The 15780-nt window shown below is 60.3% G+C and carries 15 protein-coding genes and 1 pseudogene; 2 read left to right on the plus strand and 14 right to left on the minus strand.

What is annotated here, in order from left to right; translation table 11 throughout:
- Positions 1 to 185: 185 nt before the first annotated feature.
- The 8 genes and pseudogenes from WA070_RS05100 to WA070_RS05135 all read right to left on the minus strand — a co-directional run.
- Positions 186 to 446, minus strand: a pseudogene (locus tag WA070_RS05100) (heme-binding protein); the annotation flags it as partial.
- On the minus strand, positions 443 to 1336 hold the full coding sequence (locus tag WA070_RS05105) for a SphA family protein (RefSeq protein WP_274054288.1): 894 nt from the start codon (positions 1334 to 1336) through the stop codon (positions 443 to 445). The gene WA070_RS05105 and the pseudogene WA070_RS05100, both read right to left, overlap by 4 nt.
- A gap of 129 nt (positions 1337 to 1465) precedes the next feature.
- Positions 1466 to 1657, minus strand: coding sequence for a 2-hydroxymuconate tautomerase (locus WA070_RS05110; RefSeq protein WP_010335349.1), 192 nt, complete (start codon positions 1655 to 1657; stop codon positions 1466 to 1468).
- On the minus strand, positions 1657 to 2445 hold the full coding sequence (dmpH, locus tag WA070_RS05115; RefSeq protein WP_422633073.1) for a 2-oxo-3-hexenedioate decarboxylase: 789 nt from the start codon (positions 2443 to 2445) through the stop codon (positions 1657 to 1659). The genes WA070_RS05110 and dmpH overlap by 1 nt, the downstream gene beginning before the upstream one ends.
- A complete protein-coding gene (dmpE, locus tag WA070_RS05120; RefSeq protein WP_051125333.1) occupies positions 2445 to 3257 on the minus strand; it encodes a 2-oxopent-4-enoate hydratase in 813 nt (270 codons plus the stop codon). Before dmpE ends, dmpH begins: the two co-directional genes overlap by 1 nt.
- A 14-nt stretch (positions 3258 to 3271) precedes the next feature.
- Positions 3272 to 4774, minus strand: coding sequence for a 2-hydroxymuconic semialdehyde dehydrogenase (locus WA070_RS05125; RefSeq protein WP_051125331.1), 1503 nt, complete (start codon positions 4772 to 4774; stop codon positions 3272 to 3274).
- A gap of 33 nt (positions 4775 to 4807) precedes the next feature.
- A complete protein-coding gene (locus tag WA070_RS05130) occupies positions 4808 to 5740 on the minus strand; it encodes a catechol 2,3-dioxygenase (RefSeq protein ID WP_422633074.1) in 933 nt (310 codons plus the stop codon).
- 31 nt (positions 5741 to 5771) lie between these two features.
- Entirely contained in the window at positions 5772 to 6092 is a 321-nt protein-coding gene (locus WA070_RS05135; RefSeq protein WP_010335344.1) for a 2Fe-2S iron-sulfur cluster-binding protein, read from the minus strand.
- 172 nt (positions 6093 to 6264) lie between these two features.
- Between WA070_RS05135 and WA070_RS05140 the strand changes: the two genes are divergently transcribed.
- Positions 6265 to 7002, plus strand: coding sequence for a GntR family transcriptional regulator (locus WA070_RS05140; RefSeq protein WP_010335343.1), 738 nt, complete (start codon positions 6265 to 6267; stop codon positions 7000 to 7002).
- 37 nt (positions 7003 to 7039) lie between these two features.
- On the opposite strand, the gene dmpG is transcribed toward WA070_RS05140, so the two are convergent.
- Entirely contained in the window at positions 7040 to 8062 is a 1023-nt protein-coding gene (dmpG, locus tag WA070_RS05145; protein WP_029547358.1) for a 4-hydroxy-2-oxovalerate aldolase, read from the minus strand.
- Complete coding sequence (locus WA070_RS05150; protein WP_010335341.1) at positions 8062 to 9033, minus strand: acetaldehyde dehydrogenase (acetylating); 972 nt, start codon at positions 9031 to 9033, stop codon at positions 8062 to 8064. The genes dmpG and WA070_RS05150 overlap by 1 nt, the downstream gene beginning before the upstream one ends.
- Before the next feature lie 157 nt (positions 9034 to 9190).
- Here WA070_RS05150 and WA070_RS05155 point away from each other — a divergent pair, with 157 nt between their 5' ends.
- Positions 9191 to 10018 carry an IclR family transcriptional regulator gene (locus WA070_RS05155; RefSeq protein WP_010335340.1) on the plus strand — a complete coding sequence of 276 codons (828 nt, stop codon included), beginning with the start codon at positions 9191 to 9193 and terminating at the stop codon, positions 10016 to 10018.
- Here WA070_RS05155 and WA070_RS05160 read toward each other — a convergent pair.
- From WA070_RS05160 to WA070_RS05175, 4 genes are all read right to left on the minus strand, one after another.
- Entirely contained in the window at positions 10012 to 10797 is a 786-nt protein-coding gene (locus WA070_RS05160) for an aldolase/citrate lyase family protein (protein WP_037524472.1), read from the minus strand. The genes WA070_RS05155 and WA070_RS05160 overlap by 7 nt on opposite strands.
- 15 nt (positions 10798 to 10812) lie before the next feature.
- A complete protein-coding gene (locus WA070_RS05165) occupies positions 10813 to 11655 on the minus strand; it encodes an alpha/beta fold hydrolase (RefSeq protein ID WP_010335338.1) in 843 nt (280 codons plus the stop codon).
- Positions 11656 to 12076: 421 nt separating this feature from the next.
- Entirely contained in the window at positions 12077 to 14881 is a 2805-nt protein-coding gene (locus tag WA070_RS05170; protein WP_422633075.1) for a tyrosine-type recombinase/integrase, read from the minus strand.
- A complete protein-coding gene (locus WA070_RS05175; protein WP_422633076.1) occupies positions 14839 to 15354 on the minus strand; it encodes a hypothetical protein in 516 nt (171 codons plus the stop codon). The genes WA070_RS05170 and WA070_RS05175 overlap by 43 nt, the downstream gene beginning before the upstream one ends.
- Between the last annotated feature and the right edge of the window lie 426 nt (positions 15355 to 15780).

The following is a 15780-nucleotide window of genomic DNA, read 5'->3' on the forward strand; positions in this document are numbered from 1 at the left end:
TTTGGCATTGGGCCCTCGGCGCTGACGGAGGCCATGGGCATGCTCAACCACCATTTCGCAGCAGCCGCCTGATCGGCGCAGAGCGACAGCCTACCTCTGACTGCCGCCAATCTTTGCAACAGAGCCAACAGTGGCACACCGCCCGCGACGGTCACCCGCGCTTTGTCCGACAGGCCGACTATATCCTGCATCAGCTGAAGATGCTCGGTCGCCAGTTCCCCGACCCGCGCAGTCGAACAGCCGAAATCGAGCGCCGTGCGCGCCTTTGCCATGGTAATGCGTGCCCACATGGGTGGCGCGCCGTCAGACCGCAGCAGGACCAGCGCCGTGCCCGACAGATCGACCACACCCACGGCAAGCGGAGCGCACCCCAATTTCTGCCCCTTTGCCAGTGCGGCTTGGGCCAGTTTCAACGCGACGTCGAATGTCAGCACCGGCTGCCTCACTTCCCTATCGGGATGATTGCCTTGATCCAGAACTTGTCCCCCTGAGGCCGATATTCCGAATGAAATTCATGCTGCCAGGTACCAATCAACTGCACCTTGCCCAGCCCCACCCGCGCGGTAGGTCCTCCCGCAAAGGTTTCACCCTTGAAACCGCCCATGGCATCAATTGTCGCCTGCGCGGCGGCATTGTCGACCCGGTCCCCTGTGGTCTGCTTGTAGAAATATCCAGCGACGCCCAGCTGCACATTGGGCTTGACCGCATAGGTCGCCGCATAGTCAAGGTGAAATTCATTGCCGGTGCGATAATCTGCGCCGGTCGGGTTGAAACCGTTGATCTGCGCATTCTTGTTCTTGAAGTTGATATCGTACATCATCTTCACATCAATCTGCAGATTTTTCTTATAGTAAGCGAGCGCCAGAATCGGTTCGACATTCCAGTAGTGGCGGCTGAAATTCGCGATGCTGCCGGGGTCGTAGCTGCCAACGGGAATATTGATGTCCAGCCCCGTGATGACATGCACGCCGTTGAGGAAATGCCAGCCCAGGATCATCGGGTCGAAGGTGACGTCTGAAACGCCGGTGCGGTTCCCCGTTGCCCCCGCGATGCGGGCGTCGACATTCACCACCGGAACGATGAGGTGCATCGCATAGTCGGCGCCCAATATCTTCTTATCGGACACCCATACGAGGCGATTGACGGCGGCCTCCACCTTCACCTTGAAATCGGGCAGCATCCCGGCATTGCCCTTGCCGTCGTTGAAGCGATCAGCCTCATAATATTGCAGATAGCCGAGATAATAGAGCCCCTTGGGCGGCAGTGCCCCGGCAAGCGATCCCTCCGCCCCGTTCGGATAGACACCGCCGCCAGCTTCGCTGGCCTGCGCCGGCATGGTCAGCAATCAGACCGGCCAACGAGGCAAGCGCACCATAGATTCCACGCATATCTCTCTCCCTTTCGATGGCGCGCGCCATTCTTCGGACGCCGCCCGTTGCTTACTTCCGAAACTGACAGACGGCGGCTAACGCCCCAGATCAGCCGCGCTGCGCCCGCCGATACCGAAATGCGCCTTGGGCATTTCAGTGATGATGACCCGCACGCTTTCCGGTGCGACGTTTACCGTGCGCACGGCAGCATCCGTCACCGCCTCGATGAAGGCAGCCTTCTGCTCCTGCGTCCGGCCTTCAAGTAAAAACGCCTGGATGATCGGCATTACACAACCCTCATGCTCAAAGTGCCCAACGCCTGGTAGCGCACGGTCACGGTATCGCCCGGCGCGACGGCAACTGCCGCAGTGGCGCCTCCGGTCATGATGAAGGCACCGGCGGGCAGGCTTTCGCCACGCCGGGCCAGCATGTTGGCAAGCATGGCCACGCTCTGCGCGGGGTGGCCCAGCACTGCAGCGCCGCTGGCCGTGTCGATCACTTCGCCATTTTTCTCCAGAACAATACCCAGATTGCGCAAGTCCAGCCCGGCTACCGGCGCCGCGACCCCACCCGTAATCCAGCGGGCCGACGATGTATTATCGGCAATCACGCTTTTGAGATCGAAACGGAAATCCTTATAGCGGCTGTCGATCACCTCGACGGCCGGCACCACAAAATCGGTGGCGGCCAGAACTGCCCCGATATGACAGCCCGGGCCGGACAACTCGCGCTTCAGAACGAAGGCGATTTCCGCCTCAACCTTGGGATGGATCAGCGTGGCCGTAGCTATTTCCCCGCCGTCGGCGATCATGCCAACGTCCGTGATGAAACCGAATACCGGCTCTTCCACGCCCATTTGTTTCATCTTGGCATGGCTGGTCAGTCCGGCCTTATAACCCGCCATGCCCACGCCCCGCGCCTGCTGGCGAGCCCGGATGGCGCGCTGAATGGCGTAGGCGTCTTCCCAATCCATGTCGGGATATTGGTCAGTGATCTTGGTCACCTCCCGCCGTTCCATCTCGGCCGTGTCGAGATATTCGGCCAGGTCTTCAATAATCTTGGGCGAGAGCGCCATTAGTTGTTCCTTTCACCCACGAAGCGCACGCCGACCGAGCCCAGTCCGCCGATGCTGACACGCAAGGCATCACCCGCCGTCACCGGGACCAGAGCGGACAAGGCGCCCGAAAGCACTACTTCGCCCGCCTTCAGACCCAGGCCCAGGCGACCGAGCGTATTGGCAAGCCAGGCGATGGCATTGGCCGGATGCCCAAGAGCGGCGGCCCCGGCACCGGTACCGACCACTTCGCCATTTTTTTCCACCGTCATGCCCACGGTGGCGAGGTCGAGCGCGCGCGGCGTGGTGAGAAGCCCGCCGAGCACGAGCGCCCCGCAAGAGGCATTATCAGCAACCGTGTCACCGATCCGGATCTTCCAATCGCGGATGCGGCTGTCCACGATCTCGAAGCAGGGCATCACTGCCTCGGTCGCGCGGAGCACGTCGGCCGCGCTGACACCCGGCCCTTCCAGATCCTTCTTGAGGAGAAAGGCAATCTCGCCCTCGGCACGCGGCGAGATAAATGTTCCAACGTCGAGCGCCTCCCCTTCGCCAAACACCATGCCCGACAAGAGATGACCGAAATCGGGCTGGCGTACGTCCAGCATGTCCATCACCGCGCGCGATGTAACGCCGATCTTCTTGCCGATCACCGTTTCGCCGGTCGCGGCTTGGCGGTGGGCGATCATGGCGAGCTGGATACGATAGGCGTCGGCAATCGCCAGTCCGGGTTCGGCATCGGTCAATGGCGCAACGGGCGTCCGCGTTTCAAGCGCGTGCCACAGCGTCTTGCCATATTTGGCGACAGCCACGTCGGACAAGGCAGCCGGCATTTCCTGATTGTCCGTCACAGCGCCACGCACACATTCTTGAGTTCTGTATAAAATTCAAGGCTATGTACCCCGCCTTCACGGCCGATCCCGGACTGCTTCGCTCCGCCGAACGCCGTGCGCAGATCGCGCAGGAACCAACTATTGATCCAGCATATGCCGACATCCAGCGCAGCGCCCATCCGATGGCCCGTCGAAATGTCACCGGTCCACACTGTCGCAGCGAGGCCATAAGCCGTCGCATTGGCACGCTCCACGACTTCCTCCTCCGTGTCGAAGGGGGAAATATGGCAGCAGGGACCGAACACCTCCTCCCGCAACAGGGCCGACGTATCGGGCAGGCCTGTCCATATGGTCGGCTGTACCCAGCTGCCCCTGGAAAGATCGCCCTCCATCTCGGGAACGCCGCCGCCGGTGACGATGGCAGCCCCTTCGGCGCGCGCCTTTTCATAATAGGATAGCACCTTGTCGCGATGCTCCTGCGAAATGAGCGGCCCCAGCGTGACGCCGGGGGTTTCTGGTGGACCAAGTACCAAAGCTTCCGCGCTGACCTTCAGGCGAGCGACGAACTCTTCGAATATCGGACGCTGTACATAGACGCGCTCGGTGCCCAGACAGACTTGCCCGGTATTCTGGAACGCCGACCGGGTGATGCCCGCCACCGCCTTGTCCAGATCGGCATCGGCAAAGACGATCGCAGGATTCTTGCCACCCAGTTCGAACGAGACCGGACGCACGCCCGTAGCCGCTGCCCGCATGATTGCTTCGCCAGTACCGGTTTCACCGGTAAAGGTGATGCCGTCCACATCGGGATGTTCGGTCAGGAAGGCACCGGCGGAATTCGGCCCGAAGCCGTGAACGACATTATAGACGCCCTCCGGCACGCCCACGTCGCGCATAACCTCTGCCAGCAGGGTCGCGGTCGAGGGCGTTTCCTCGGAAGGCTTGACGATCACGGTGTTGCCACAGGCAAGCGCAGGCCCGACCTTCCAGGTCATGAGCAGCAGCGGCAGGTTCCAGGGACATATCACCGCGATCACGCCGCGCGGCGCGCGCAGCGCATAATTGACCGCCTTGCCCCCGTCATGGGTATCGGTCACGAAGCTTTCGGTCGGCACGTTGCGGAACAGGTCGGCGAAGACCCGGAAATTGGCGGCCCCGCGCGGAACATCGACATTCTGCGCGAAATAGGCCGGCATACCGGTGTCGAGAAGTTCCGCACGCACGAAGTCGGCATGGCGTCGCATCATTTCATCCGCAACAGCGTGGAGCAGCTTGCACCGCTGCTCCACCGTCATCCGGCCCCACGGCCCTTTCAGGGCCGCGCGGGCCGCCTCAACCGCCGCGTTGACCTCAACCCGGCCCGCCTCATGAACGCGACTGACCAGCGAACCGTCAATGGGGTTGCGGTTTTCGAACGGCTTGCCCGTGGCGACCCAGTCGCCGCCGATGAAATTATAGGCGTCGGCCAATATACCAGCCTCCGCGGCGACCGCCGTGGCGGGATTGGGAACATTCATGACATGTGCATCCTTGACTGATCAGGCCCTGGCTCAGGTGGTAACGTTGAGGAAAGCTTCATTGAGCTTGCGGTCGTGATAGAAGATGGCGCGGCCAATCTCGCGATCATGCCAGGTGATGGTCGGGCGATCCGGATACCAGATATAGCCACCGGCAAAGACCTCGTTCCGGTTGCCCGACGGGTCGAAGAAATAGATGGTCTCACCCCGGGTGATGCCGTGGCGTGTCGGCCCAATGTCCAGCGAGACGTTGCGTTTCGAAATAATGTCGGCCGCCTGCAGCACTTCATGCCATCCGCCCAGGATGAAGGACGCGTGATGCAACCGATCATCCTGTTCGGAGCGGATGAAAGCCACGTCATGCGCCTTGTTCGAACAGGCGAGGAAAATGCCGATCAGGAATTCGCCGTCCGGCCCGACCACCCGCTCGGTCAGGTCGAAGCCGAGGATGTCGCGGAACAGCTCGAGCGTGCTGTCGATGTCGCGACCGTAAAGCAGCGCATGATCGAAACGGCTCGGCGCCATGCCACGCAGGCCATCCGGCCAGGGATCGGGATTTTCATATCCCGTCATGCACCCCAACGCTTCCTTGGTGGCATAGAGTTCGAAGCGGTGCCCTGTCGGAATGGTGAACTGGAACCTGCGCCCCGTGGCCAGATGCTCGCCAGGCGCAAGCCATAGCGTGTCGCGTGCCAGCGGCGACGCCTCGAGCTTGGCCGCCAGCTCATCCAGCGTCTTCTCGCTGTCTACCTTCCAGCCGAAATAATCCATCCCGGCCGAATCCGCCTCCCGCAGGACCACGCTATGGTGGTCATTTTCGTCCCAGGCCTTGAAGAAGACGCGCCCCTGCTCGTCGCGCCCCGTTTCAAACAGCCCGATCACATGCGTGTAGTGCCGGATCGCCTCGTCAAGGTCGAGCACACGAAGAACGATATGCCCGGGCCTCAAAACACCAGTAACAGCCATCAAATCTCTCCCATATCGCGCTGCGGGCAGCCTATTGCACTCTCCCCGGCGCGTGTTTCATGATGCATTTGCGCATTCCGCCCACGATCTCGACCTGAAGGTCGACCTGAGGCACGATGCGGCAGGCCAGCACATAGCCAGCCCCCTCCTCTTCTTCGCTGATGCAGGACCGGCTCATCTTGCGACCACAATAGTCGCCCGACACCACCCGGATCTTGCACACGCCGCAGCCGCCACCGCGACAACCCACCGGGATCCCGCGTCGGCCCAGTCGCTCCATTCCTGCCAGAACGGTTTCACCCTCGACACAATTATAGGTTTCGCCAGTATCGAGCACGGAAATGCGCAGCATGATCCTCTCCCTGCACCCGACTTTACGGCGCGACGCGCTAGCGCCCCGCCTTTCCCTGGGTGTCACCTACACATTATCATCTAAAATATCGACTGCAACAATAAATATCGATATTTTATAGCCCCGGAAGCAAGTTGCAAAATCCCGACATTTAGAGGAAATGATGGAGACCATGAACAAAACCTCCTCGATCACGCAGCGGGTGCCCGAAGCCCCCAAATCGCTCATTGCCGACACACATGACCGGCTGCGCTCGGATATCATCGCTGGTCAGCTCGCCCCAGGCTCACGGCTGCGGGTCGAACATCTGCGGTCGCATTATGAAGTCGGTGCGGGCACGCTGCGCGAGGCGCTGGGCCTGCTCGTCTCCGATGCGCTTGTGATCAACCGCGATCAGCGGGGCTTCTGGGTGGCGGACATGTCACTTGCCGATTTCCGCGACATCGCCGAAACTAGGGTGACGCTGGAAACCGACGCCGTTCGCCAGTCCATTGCCGGCCGCGACGAAAGCTGGGAAGCAGAATTGATAGGCGCTTTCCACTTGCTGTCGCGCGCGGAAGAGCGGCTCAACCATGGCATCGACGATCCGGCCGTGATTGACGACTGGGAAGAAAATAACCGGCACTTCCACCGTATCCTGCTTGGTCGCTGCCCGTCCCACTGGACGTTGCATTTCCTGTCCATCCTGTACCGGCAAGCAGAACGCTATCGGCGACTGGCGCTGACCCACCGCCCAAATGGGCGCGACGTCCATGCCGAACATCGAGCCATATTCGAAGCTGCGTTGGCCGATGATGCGGATGGCGCCGCAAACCTGACGGCCATGCATATCCGTAACACCTATGATGCCTTGGCAGACTATCTGGCACAACATCCTCTGCCTTCGATGGGCTACCGCATCGCTGGTTGACCCCGGCTCCCATAGAAGGAAGCCGGAATCAAAGGACTCACCCCTCGGCCAACATGTCGAGCGCGACATCGACAATCATGTCCTCCTGGCCACCAACCATCTTGCGACGGCCCAGTTCGACCAGGATGGCGCGGGTGTCGAGCCCATGATCGGCGGCAGCCTTTTCCGCATGACGCAGGAAGCTGGAATAGACGCCCGCATAGCCAAGGCTCAGCGTTTCGCGATCGACGCGGACCGGGCGATCCTGTAACGGACGCACCAGTTCTTCGGCCGCATCCATCAGCTTGAAGAGGTCGCAGCCATGCGACCAGCCCTTGCGGTCGGCGGCGGCGATGAACACTTCCAGCGGAGCGTTACCAGCGCCCGCGCCCATGCCGGCCAGGCTGGCATCCACCCGCACGGCGCCCCCCTGCACGGCAACCATGGAATTGGCCACGCCCAGCGACAGATTATGGTGAGCATGGACGCCCCGTTCCGTTTCCGGTTTCAGCACACGGTCATAGGCCTCCAGTCGGGCGCGATAGCCATCCATATCGAGCGCCCCACCGCTGTCCGTCACATAGACGCAGGTCGCGCCATAGCTTTCCATCAGCTTGGCTTGTTCGGCCAGAGCGTCAGGCTCGATCATGTGGCTCATCATCAGAAAACCGATCGTATCCATGCCCATGTCCCGCGCGGCCTGGATATGCTGTTTCGACACGTCCGCTTCCGTGCAATGGGTGGCGATGCGCACCGAACGAACGCCCAGGTCATAGGCATGTTTCAGATCGTGCACGGTGCCGATCCCAGGCAAGAGCAAGGTCGTCAGCCGCGCGTTCTTGACCACGTCGGCCACCGCCTCGATCCATTCCCAGTCGGTATGCGCGCCGAAACCATAGTTGAACGAGGACCCGTTAAGCCCATCGCCATGGGCGATCTCGATGGCGTCGACGCCTGCTTCGTCCAGCGCGCGCGCAATCGCCCGAACATGGTCCAGGCCATATTGATGGCGAACGGCATGCATACCGTCGCGCAACGTCACATCCTGTATGTACAAGCGGGAGGGGGTTGCATCGGTCATCACACGGTCTCCTTGCTCATGCGGCGCTCTGCCAGCTTTTCGGCCGTGGCGAGTCCCGCCGAAGTCATGATGTCGAGATTGCCGGCATAGGCAGGCAGATAATGGGCCGCGCCCTCCACCTCGAGGAACACGGTGGTCTTGATCCCCTCGAAAGTGCCAAGGCCGGGTATGCGCGCCGGGTTGTTGGAACCGAAGCGTTCAAACTGCACCTTCTGCTTCAACCGATAGCCCGGCACATAGGATTGGACGCGCTTCACCTGCGCTTCCACCGCCGCCGCGATCTCTTCCTCGCTTGCGCCGGAGGACAGGGTGAACACCGTGTCGCGCATGATCATCGGCGGTTCGGCCGGATTGAGAATGATGACGGCCTTGCCCTTGTCGGCCCCACCGACCTGCTCGATGGCCGCCGCCGTTGTCTCGGTAAATTCGTCGATATTGGCGCGCGTGCCCGGCCCGGCGCTCTTGGAACTGATGGACGCCACGATTTCGGCATAATGAACCTTAGCCACTGAAGAGACTGCCGCCACCATCGGGATGGTCGCCTGCCCGCCGCACGTGACCATGTTGACATTATCCGCGTCCAGATGATCGGCGCCGTTGACCACCGGCACCACATAGGGGCCGATAGCGGCAGGCGTCAGGTCGATCATCACCTTCCCCGCGCTCGTCACCACCGCGCTGTGATGCGGATGGGCGCCGGCCGATGTCGCGTCGAACACCACGCCGATTTCGGGCCACACATCGAGCTTCACCAGGCCTTCTATGCCCTCATGGGTGGTCGCAACACCCATGAGGGCGGCGCGCTTCAACCCGTCGGATTCCGGATCGATGCCCACAAAGGCACCCATTTCCAATATCGTCGAATTACGCATGATCTTGATCATCAGGTCGGTACCGATATTGCCGGAACCGATGATTGCAGCCTTCACCTTGCCGCTGGCAGGGGCAAAGGGTTGAGGGGGCGGTGCCATGGGAATCCTTTCCTGAATACATGTCCGATTTGCAAACACTGGATTGAAACCAGGCGCGGCGCCTGCGGCTACCGAGCGTCGGTTGACCTGATTATGCGGCCCACGCCCCCGCAAACAAGTTGCATATTACATAGAATGATCGCATTGTGATCAAATCATGAAGAAAGAACCGCCGGTCGATCGGTCGCGCGCCGTGGCGCTCGACCGCGGATTGCAGCTGCTGCTCGCCGTTCTCGCCGACCAGGGGGGCAACAGCCTCGCCGTCATCGCGGAAAGAGTGGGGCTGCCCTATTCCACCGCGCGGCGGATGCTCGCCCCCATGCTAGGGCGCGGGATGTTGGTGCGCACTAGCGCCGGACATTTCATGGCCGGTCCCGCCCTACTTGCCGTCCCGCCCGCCGGACGAATTCTGGGGAATATAGCGCGGCCCGCGATGCGCCGGTTGGCGGTCACCGTCAGAGCCACCATTCACCTGGGACTATTCGAAGATGACATGATCACCTACATCGCCAAGGTCCATGGCGGCGGCACGCAGGTATGGACACGCGAGGGGATGCAGCAGGAAGCCTATTGCTCGGCGATCGGGCGCGCCCTGCTGGCTTCGCTAAGCGAGCGCGAGCGGCGGACCTATCTTACGGGTGGCCCTTTTGTCGCGCTGACTGACCGTACCGTCACCGATCCCGAACGCATCGCGCTGATGCTGGAGGATGTAAGGCGCAACGGTTTCGCCATCGAACAGGGCGAAGTCAGCGAAGGATTGAGTTGCGTGGCGGTGTCCGTGCCCATCGCCAATGACGCGACGCGACCGCTGCCCCGTCTCGCCCTATCGCTTGCCCGGATGCGAACTAGAGCATTGCCCGCCGCGATGGTGGAGACCGACTACCAACGATTGACCCGATGCGCCGCCGCCATAGCGAATGAAGTGGACAGAGGCATGGACCAATGGGCAAGCCCCACCCTCGCGTTATCGACCGCCGTTCAATAGCCGGACTTTGTCACCGGGCCGCCGCCCCTCTTGAACTCGCGAGCCAACCGCCGCGCCGCGTTGGACAACAGCAGGCTGTCCACGCCGACCGCCGCGAAATGCGCACCCCGCTCTACGAAATGCAGGCTGACGTCATCGTCCGCCGACAGAAAGCCGGCAAATTTCCCGGCGGCCTTAACCTTACCGATGGCTTCGTCGATGGCGGACATCACACGCGGATGGTTGGGTTGCCCCAACAGGCCCATGGAAGCCGAGAGGTCCACGGCGCCGAAGAAAATGCCGTGCACTCCATCGATCGCCACGATGGCTTCCAAGGCTTCAAGCCCCGCCACGCTTTCGACCTGCAGGATCAGGCAGATGTCATCATTGGCGTTTCGCATGTAATCAGAATCATTGCCCCAACGCGCGGCCCGGGCAATGCCAGCCCCCACGCCGCGAAACCCATCGGGCGGATAGCGGGTGGATGCGACGATGCGCCGCGCCTGCGCCTCGCCTTCCACCATCGGGATCAAAAGATTGTTGGCGCCGATGTCCAGCAGTTGCTTGATAAAGGCCGGATCGTCTGTCGGCGGACGAACCACCGGCGCTACGTCATAGGCGGCGATCGTCTGCAGCTGACCGAGGGCGGTTCGCAAGTCGACGGGCGAATGCTCGCCGTCCAGCAACAGGAAATCGAACCCCGCCCCCGCGCATATCTCAGCGCTATATTGATCAGCCAGCGCAAGCCACAGCCCATAAAGCGGCTGTTCCATTATTTTCCGTTTGAAAGCATTACGCATGTTGGACTGAAACCCTCAGTCCGCCGCCAGAAATGCCTGGACAAGGGCACAAAATTCACTGGTTCGCTCGATCTGCGTCCAATGCCCGCACCGTGCGAAAAGATGCAGATCGGAATTCGCGAGCAACTCATGCAGGCGCAGGCTGGCGGCCAGCGGGATGATCTTGTCGTCCCGGCCATGGATCACCAGCGCGCGATGCGGCAACTGCCCGATCAACTGCTCATCGCTGGCCAGCGCATCGACCCAACGCTGGCGCGGCGCGGGAAACATGGCGGAGAAGCTTTCCTGGAAGCCCGGCTGTATGCTGGAGCGATAACGAAGTTCGGCCAGTTCGTCCGTCACCAGCGCGCGATCGAACGCAAAGATATTAAGCAGGCCCTTCATGGTCTCCAGCGAAGGTTCATACCCCCATACCGCGTCTAGTCCCGGGGTGATGGGGAAGGAAACGCCGGCGCTACCCATCAGCACCAACCTGCGGACGCGATCAGGATGGGCAATCGCAAAGGCCAGGCCGATGGCCCCACCAAAGCTGTTTCCGACGATGTCAATCTTGTCGACCTTCAGGGCCGTCATCAGGTCCAGTAGTTGCCGGCACCAGATCGCCCGGTCATAAACCTGCCCCGGCAGACGCTCGGTAAAGCCGAAACCCGCCATGTCGGGCGCCACGATCCGCCGCCGCTCGGCCAATATCGGGATGCAGCCACGCCAGTTCGCCCAGGCCGACACGCCCGGGCCGGAACCGTGAACGAGCAGAAGCGGACAAGCGTCGACTCCGGCGACCTCCCCGGTATCATGATAGTTGGTGAGATAGGCACCCGTCGGGACCGATTTCCCGATTTCCGGATTATCTTTGGTCATGCTCCGCTCCACACATCATTCTCGGTCCGCCGAGATCTTCACCCCAAGACGCCGAGACAGGAAATCTCATCCGCTTTCACCGACACGCGGCCCTCGGCCCGACGCGATCCGCGTCATCGCGAAGGGGCGCCGCCGATCCGAGAAGACCACCGTAGCTTTATCGATTATGGATTACAATCTCGATATTTGTAAAAGGATCTGTTCCGGGGGACGATCCGCCTTCAGCTAACAATCTCCAGGAAAGCGGGGTTAAGCTGACGATCATGATAATAGACCGCCGTCCCGACCCTCGGCCCTGACCGAAACCATGATTATGCTCAATCAGCATTTCGCCAATGCTGCCTGATCTTCCGACGAGGTGACGCCGCTCGGTCGTCCCCAATGTTTGCAACAGAGCCCTGTGAAACTCTGGGACCATCCCTCATGTCCCGAGGCGTTTTTTAGCAATCATAGGAGCGATTGACGCTTTGCGCTCCATCTCTATGGCGTGAGCATGAATTGCCAACAGGGTGATCGCCAGCCTGAAAGCCCGATCACCCAATATGCTTTTAGCCTCTGCGTGCCGGATCCTGACGGCGAGTGATCCGCGCCATCCATCCCGCCCTTTGAATTGTGGAATTTCGGACCGGTTCTTCAGGAAGCGGTGAAGTTGATTGGAACCGTATCTAGGCGTGGAATTGCGTGTATGCCGCAACTCGATGTCTTTTTCCTCCAGGCCTATCGCGGTCAGCAGCATGTGTACGAAGAACTCGCCTTCCTTCAGCTTTCTGAAAAGAAATTCGCTGCTCCGCTGGTTGCGGACCATAGAAGCGACGGCACTTTTCAGAATCCGGGTCTCGCGTGCGCCGACCTGCCGCATCAGGGTTAGCCAATCCTCCACTAATTTGAGATATGCCGGATGCGCCGCTACGCGGAGCATGCGTTCACCCTTGTCCTGCCAGAACCCTACAGGAAGCAGGTGATCGCTGGCCCTTCTCCAGTGGACCTGCCGCCCACGGACCGCATTCACATTGCCAGACAGCAAGTCAATCATGCTTCGGACGGGAACGGCATGGGGGGCCAGCCAGCACCCGATAGCTCGCTTTGATTTGATCGTCTTCGCCTTCGACGCCTGATGAGCAACTGACGGGGGCTGTTGGAAGGCGTGGTCCACCGGTTTTGCGGATCGTTTAGCAAAGTTGAGGGGGAGAGATTTTGCAGATCTTCTGAGCGCCAGTTGCAGCAGATGAATATCGGCCCCGTTGCTGACCGTCACCGGGATCGACGCGAACAGTTGCCCCGGCGACGGACGATTGGGTAGAGCGATATCCAATGCATCGGGTGCTTTCAGCCTTTTCCGGGCCTTGCGTACGGCATCAGGTCCGACGCCGGCTAAAGCACACAATCTCTCGGATCCGATCGCGTCGAAGGAAGATGGGCGGGAGATATAAAGGCCAAGCAACCAGTCCAGTAGGTGGACATAATAACGCAGCGTCGTGTCCGGGCCCGTATGGCCCATGGCCTGGCTGACTGCGTGCAAGGCATTTCCACCCAGCCTTTCAAGACCCAGCAACCGGTCAGCTACCCGTTCCCGGCGTTGCGGCGAAATGACGCTGTTGAGACGCCGCGGCACCGGGGGATCAAGCATATCGGCAGGCAACATTAGCGTCGCCAAGAGATAGGACGCAAAACTGTGCCGCAAATGATGATGCGTTAACTTTCGACTGGCGACCTTTTTCAAACCATAAGCTATGGCGGCGCGCGCGACAGCGGGATTGGGAGCCGTCATGGCGTTGGCCTCTGCGAACAACCAACCATCGCGAGTGTGCCCGCACGCTGCCTTTTGCTTATTCAAATGGCTTTGCAATCGGCTCAGCTCATCTGGCTCCAGCAAGATATCAAGGGGTATAATCCGGCGGCTTCCCTGTGTTTTCAGGCCTCGCCCTTCGTTCTTTTCCAGGAACAGTTCATGCCGACCGCCGGCACTGGCAAAATCGCCGCAACGCAAACCGACCGCTTCTTCGACCCGCAATCCCGTTCTGAAGAGTAAGATCACAAGGAGAGCGTACATTTCCTCTTTATCGAAAAGGCGAATGATCCTGGCATATTCGTCAGGCAACAAAAGTCCGGGAGAAGCATGGTTTTCAGACCGAAATTCTTCCAGATCGCAGTGGATCGTTTCCTCCTCCTCACGCTGATCTGATCGAAACCGTTCGAATGATTGAAATGCGTTGATAGCGTTGTTGCGTTCTGCAGCGTTTAGCACTTTCGAGAGATAGGACTTGACGTGTCTTTCGAGCTGGATCGATGGGATAGCTACAGGATCGGTGTCATAATCCCATTGATCAAACAGCCAAATCAACCGGTGCAGATATTTTTTAACGGTCCCGGCAGCATAGCCCTTGCCCCCGCGTCCTCGCTCCATTGTAAGAGCAAAATGGCACCAGGCCGCCAAAATTTTCTGCAGCCTGATTTCCTGTTCGGGGATAGCCCTCAACAGCCTCAGAGCTTCCTCTCTCGTTTTCCGTTTTATCCTCTTTTGCGCAATCTGCTTCTGTGTCTGGGGCCAATGTGGGGTTACCGCATCGAGCTCATGGGACATGCCCTGTTCCAGCACCGTCTTTTCCTGCCGCGGCACCTTTTTCTGCACTCGCCCCACCGGTTCCAGAACCTCATCGGGCGTCACATCGCCATATAGGACGCGAAGCCAGCTTTCCCGGCTGACTGACGCCCCTGGCAAATCGCCCTGCGCATAAGCTGCCAGCATGCCCGGCAAGCGCATGCTCCAGCCATGCACCGCCTTTTCGATAAGTTGCCTCTTGCCGAATTCATCATCAGCATCTTCAATCTGGCCATAAGCTGCGAGGCATTCGCCTGGCCCTGCATCCTCCGGAACGCGAAGCTCTGCTTGCTTCCATCGTACAATGAGTAGCGCTGTGACAGGATCTGCGAACCATCGGACCGGTTGGTCATCGACAAGCATGTCTACGCTCAGCTGACTGCCATCGATCATCACCCATCGATCGATAGCCTGCAACCAATGGGACCAGAGCCGCCCATCATGCAGCCCCCCGCGGCTGATGGCCGACGCCAGCATCTCGCCCAGCAGGTACGTGCGCGAGGCAGGATTGATGGCGCCATTGTCATGGGCGCCATCGTCAAAGGCTTCGACATAATGCGGCTTAAAATCGGCTGACATTATGTTCACAGCGTTGCGCCCCTGAGATTGGCACTGCGCGGCGCCCATCCTGCGGCCTTGAGCGAGGGATCAAGCATGCGGGCCAAATCGGCCCGGTAAAGTGCGGGATCGAGAGTAGAGGCAAAATCCCAGCTACCACTGTTCAAAGGGCCGTGCCCATAAAAAGCATGAAGCGTTTCGGTGCTGCATTGGCCAACAAGCTGCGCGCGTAGCCAATGACGGCCTGAATTTTTCCGCAGATTCTGCGTACCCATCACATCGCCAATGGCGGTCTTCACGCTGATCGGTTCGACCTTTCCCTGCTTCATGCTGAAAAGGGGGAGGCCGGGTTGCTGTCGGATCGCACGTATATCCGGCGCCATTTCAGGCAGCATCTTTTCCAGATCCCGGACATGCCGGTCATAAAGGCTCAGCTGTTTCGCGGTCATGTCGCTGATCCAGACCATACGCTTTGTGGTGTGCCCCCTGACGTTCTTGTCATCGAGCCAGTAAAAACGGGTCTGCTCATCGATATCCTGCACCGCTGGCAGGGTTCCCGATGTGCCGCGATGCGCGAGAGCGAAAGCGAGCAAGCCCACACTATGACGGGTCATTGCGTCGTGAAGTTCGCTGACAGGGCGGGGTGGTGCCGTTTCCAGGTCCTGTGCCAGCGCGGACGTCAGAGCGCGCACTGTTTCATCCGAAGGCGTGAACCGCCCGCCAATATGCGTGTCGGCCAGCTCTCGTGGCAGGGCAACCGGAGTAACAGTGTCAGCCTGAGCGATAGCGGCGCGATAATGCCGGGCCAGATTATCCTGCGACGCGGCGCCGTAAGCGCTAGCCTCTCTTATTCACGACGCTCGGTTTCGGGCCCGCTCTGGGCATTTGCTGCGGCTGGCTGTATTGCGCGGACGACCGGCATCGCTGGCGTTTGTTTCACCGCATTCGGATTGATGGGCTTTTCGGGT

Origin of the sequence: Sphingobium sp. (assembly GCF_049304695.1) — a bacterium.
Taxonomy (GTDB): domain Bacteria; phylum Pseudomonadota; class Alphaproteobacteria; order Sphingomonadales; family Sphingomonadaceae; genus Sphingobium.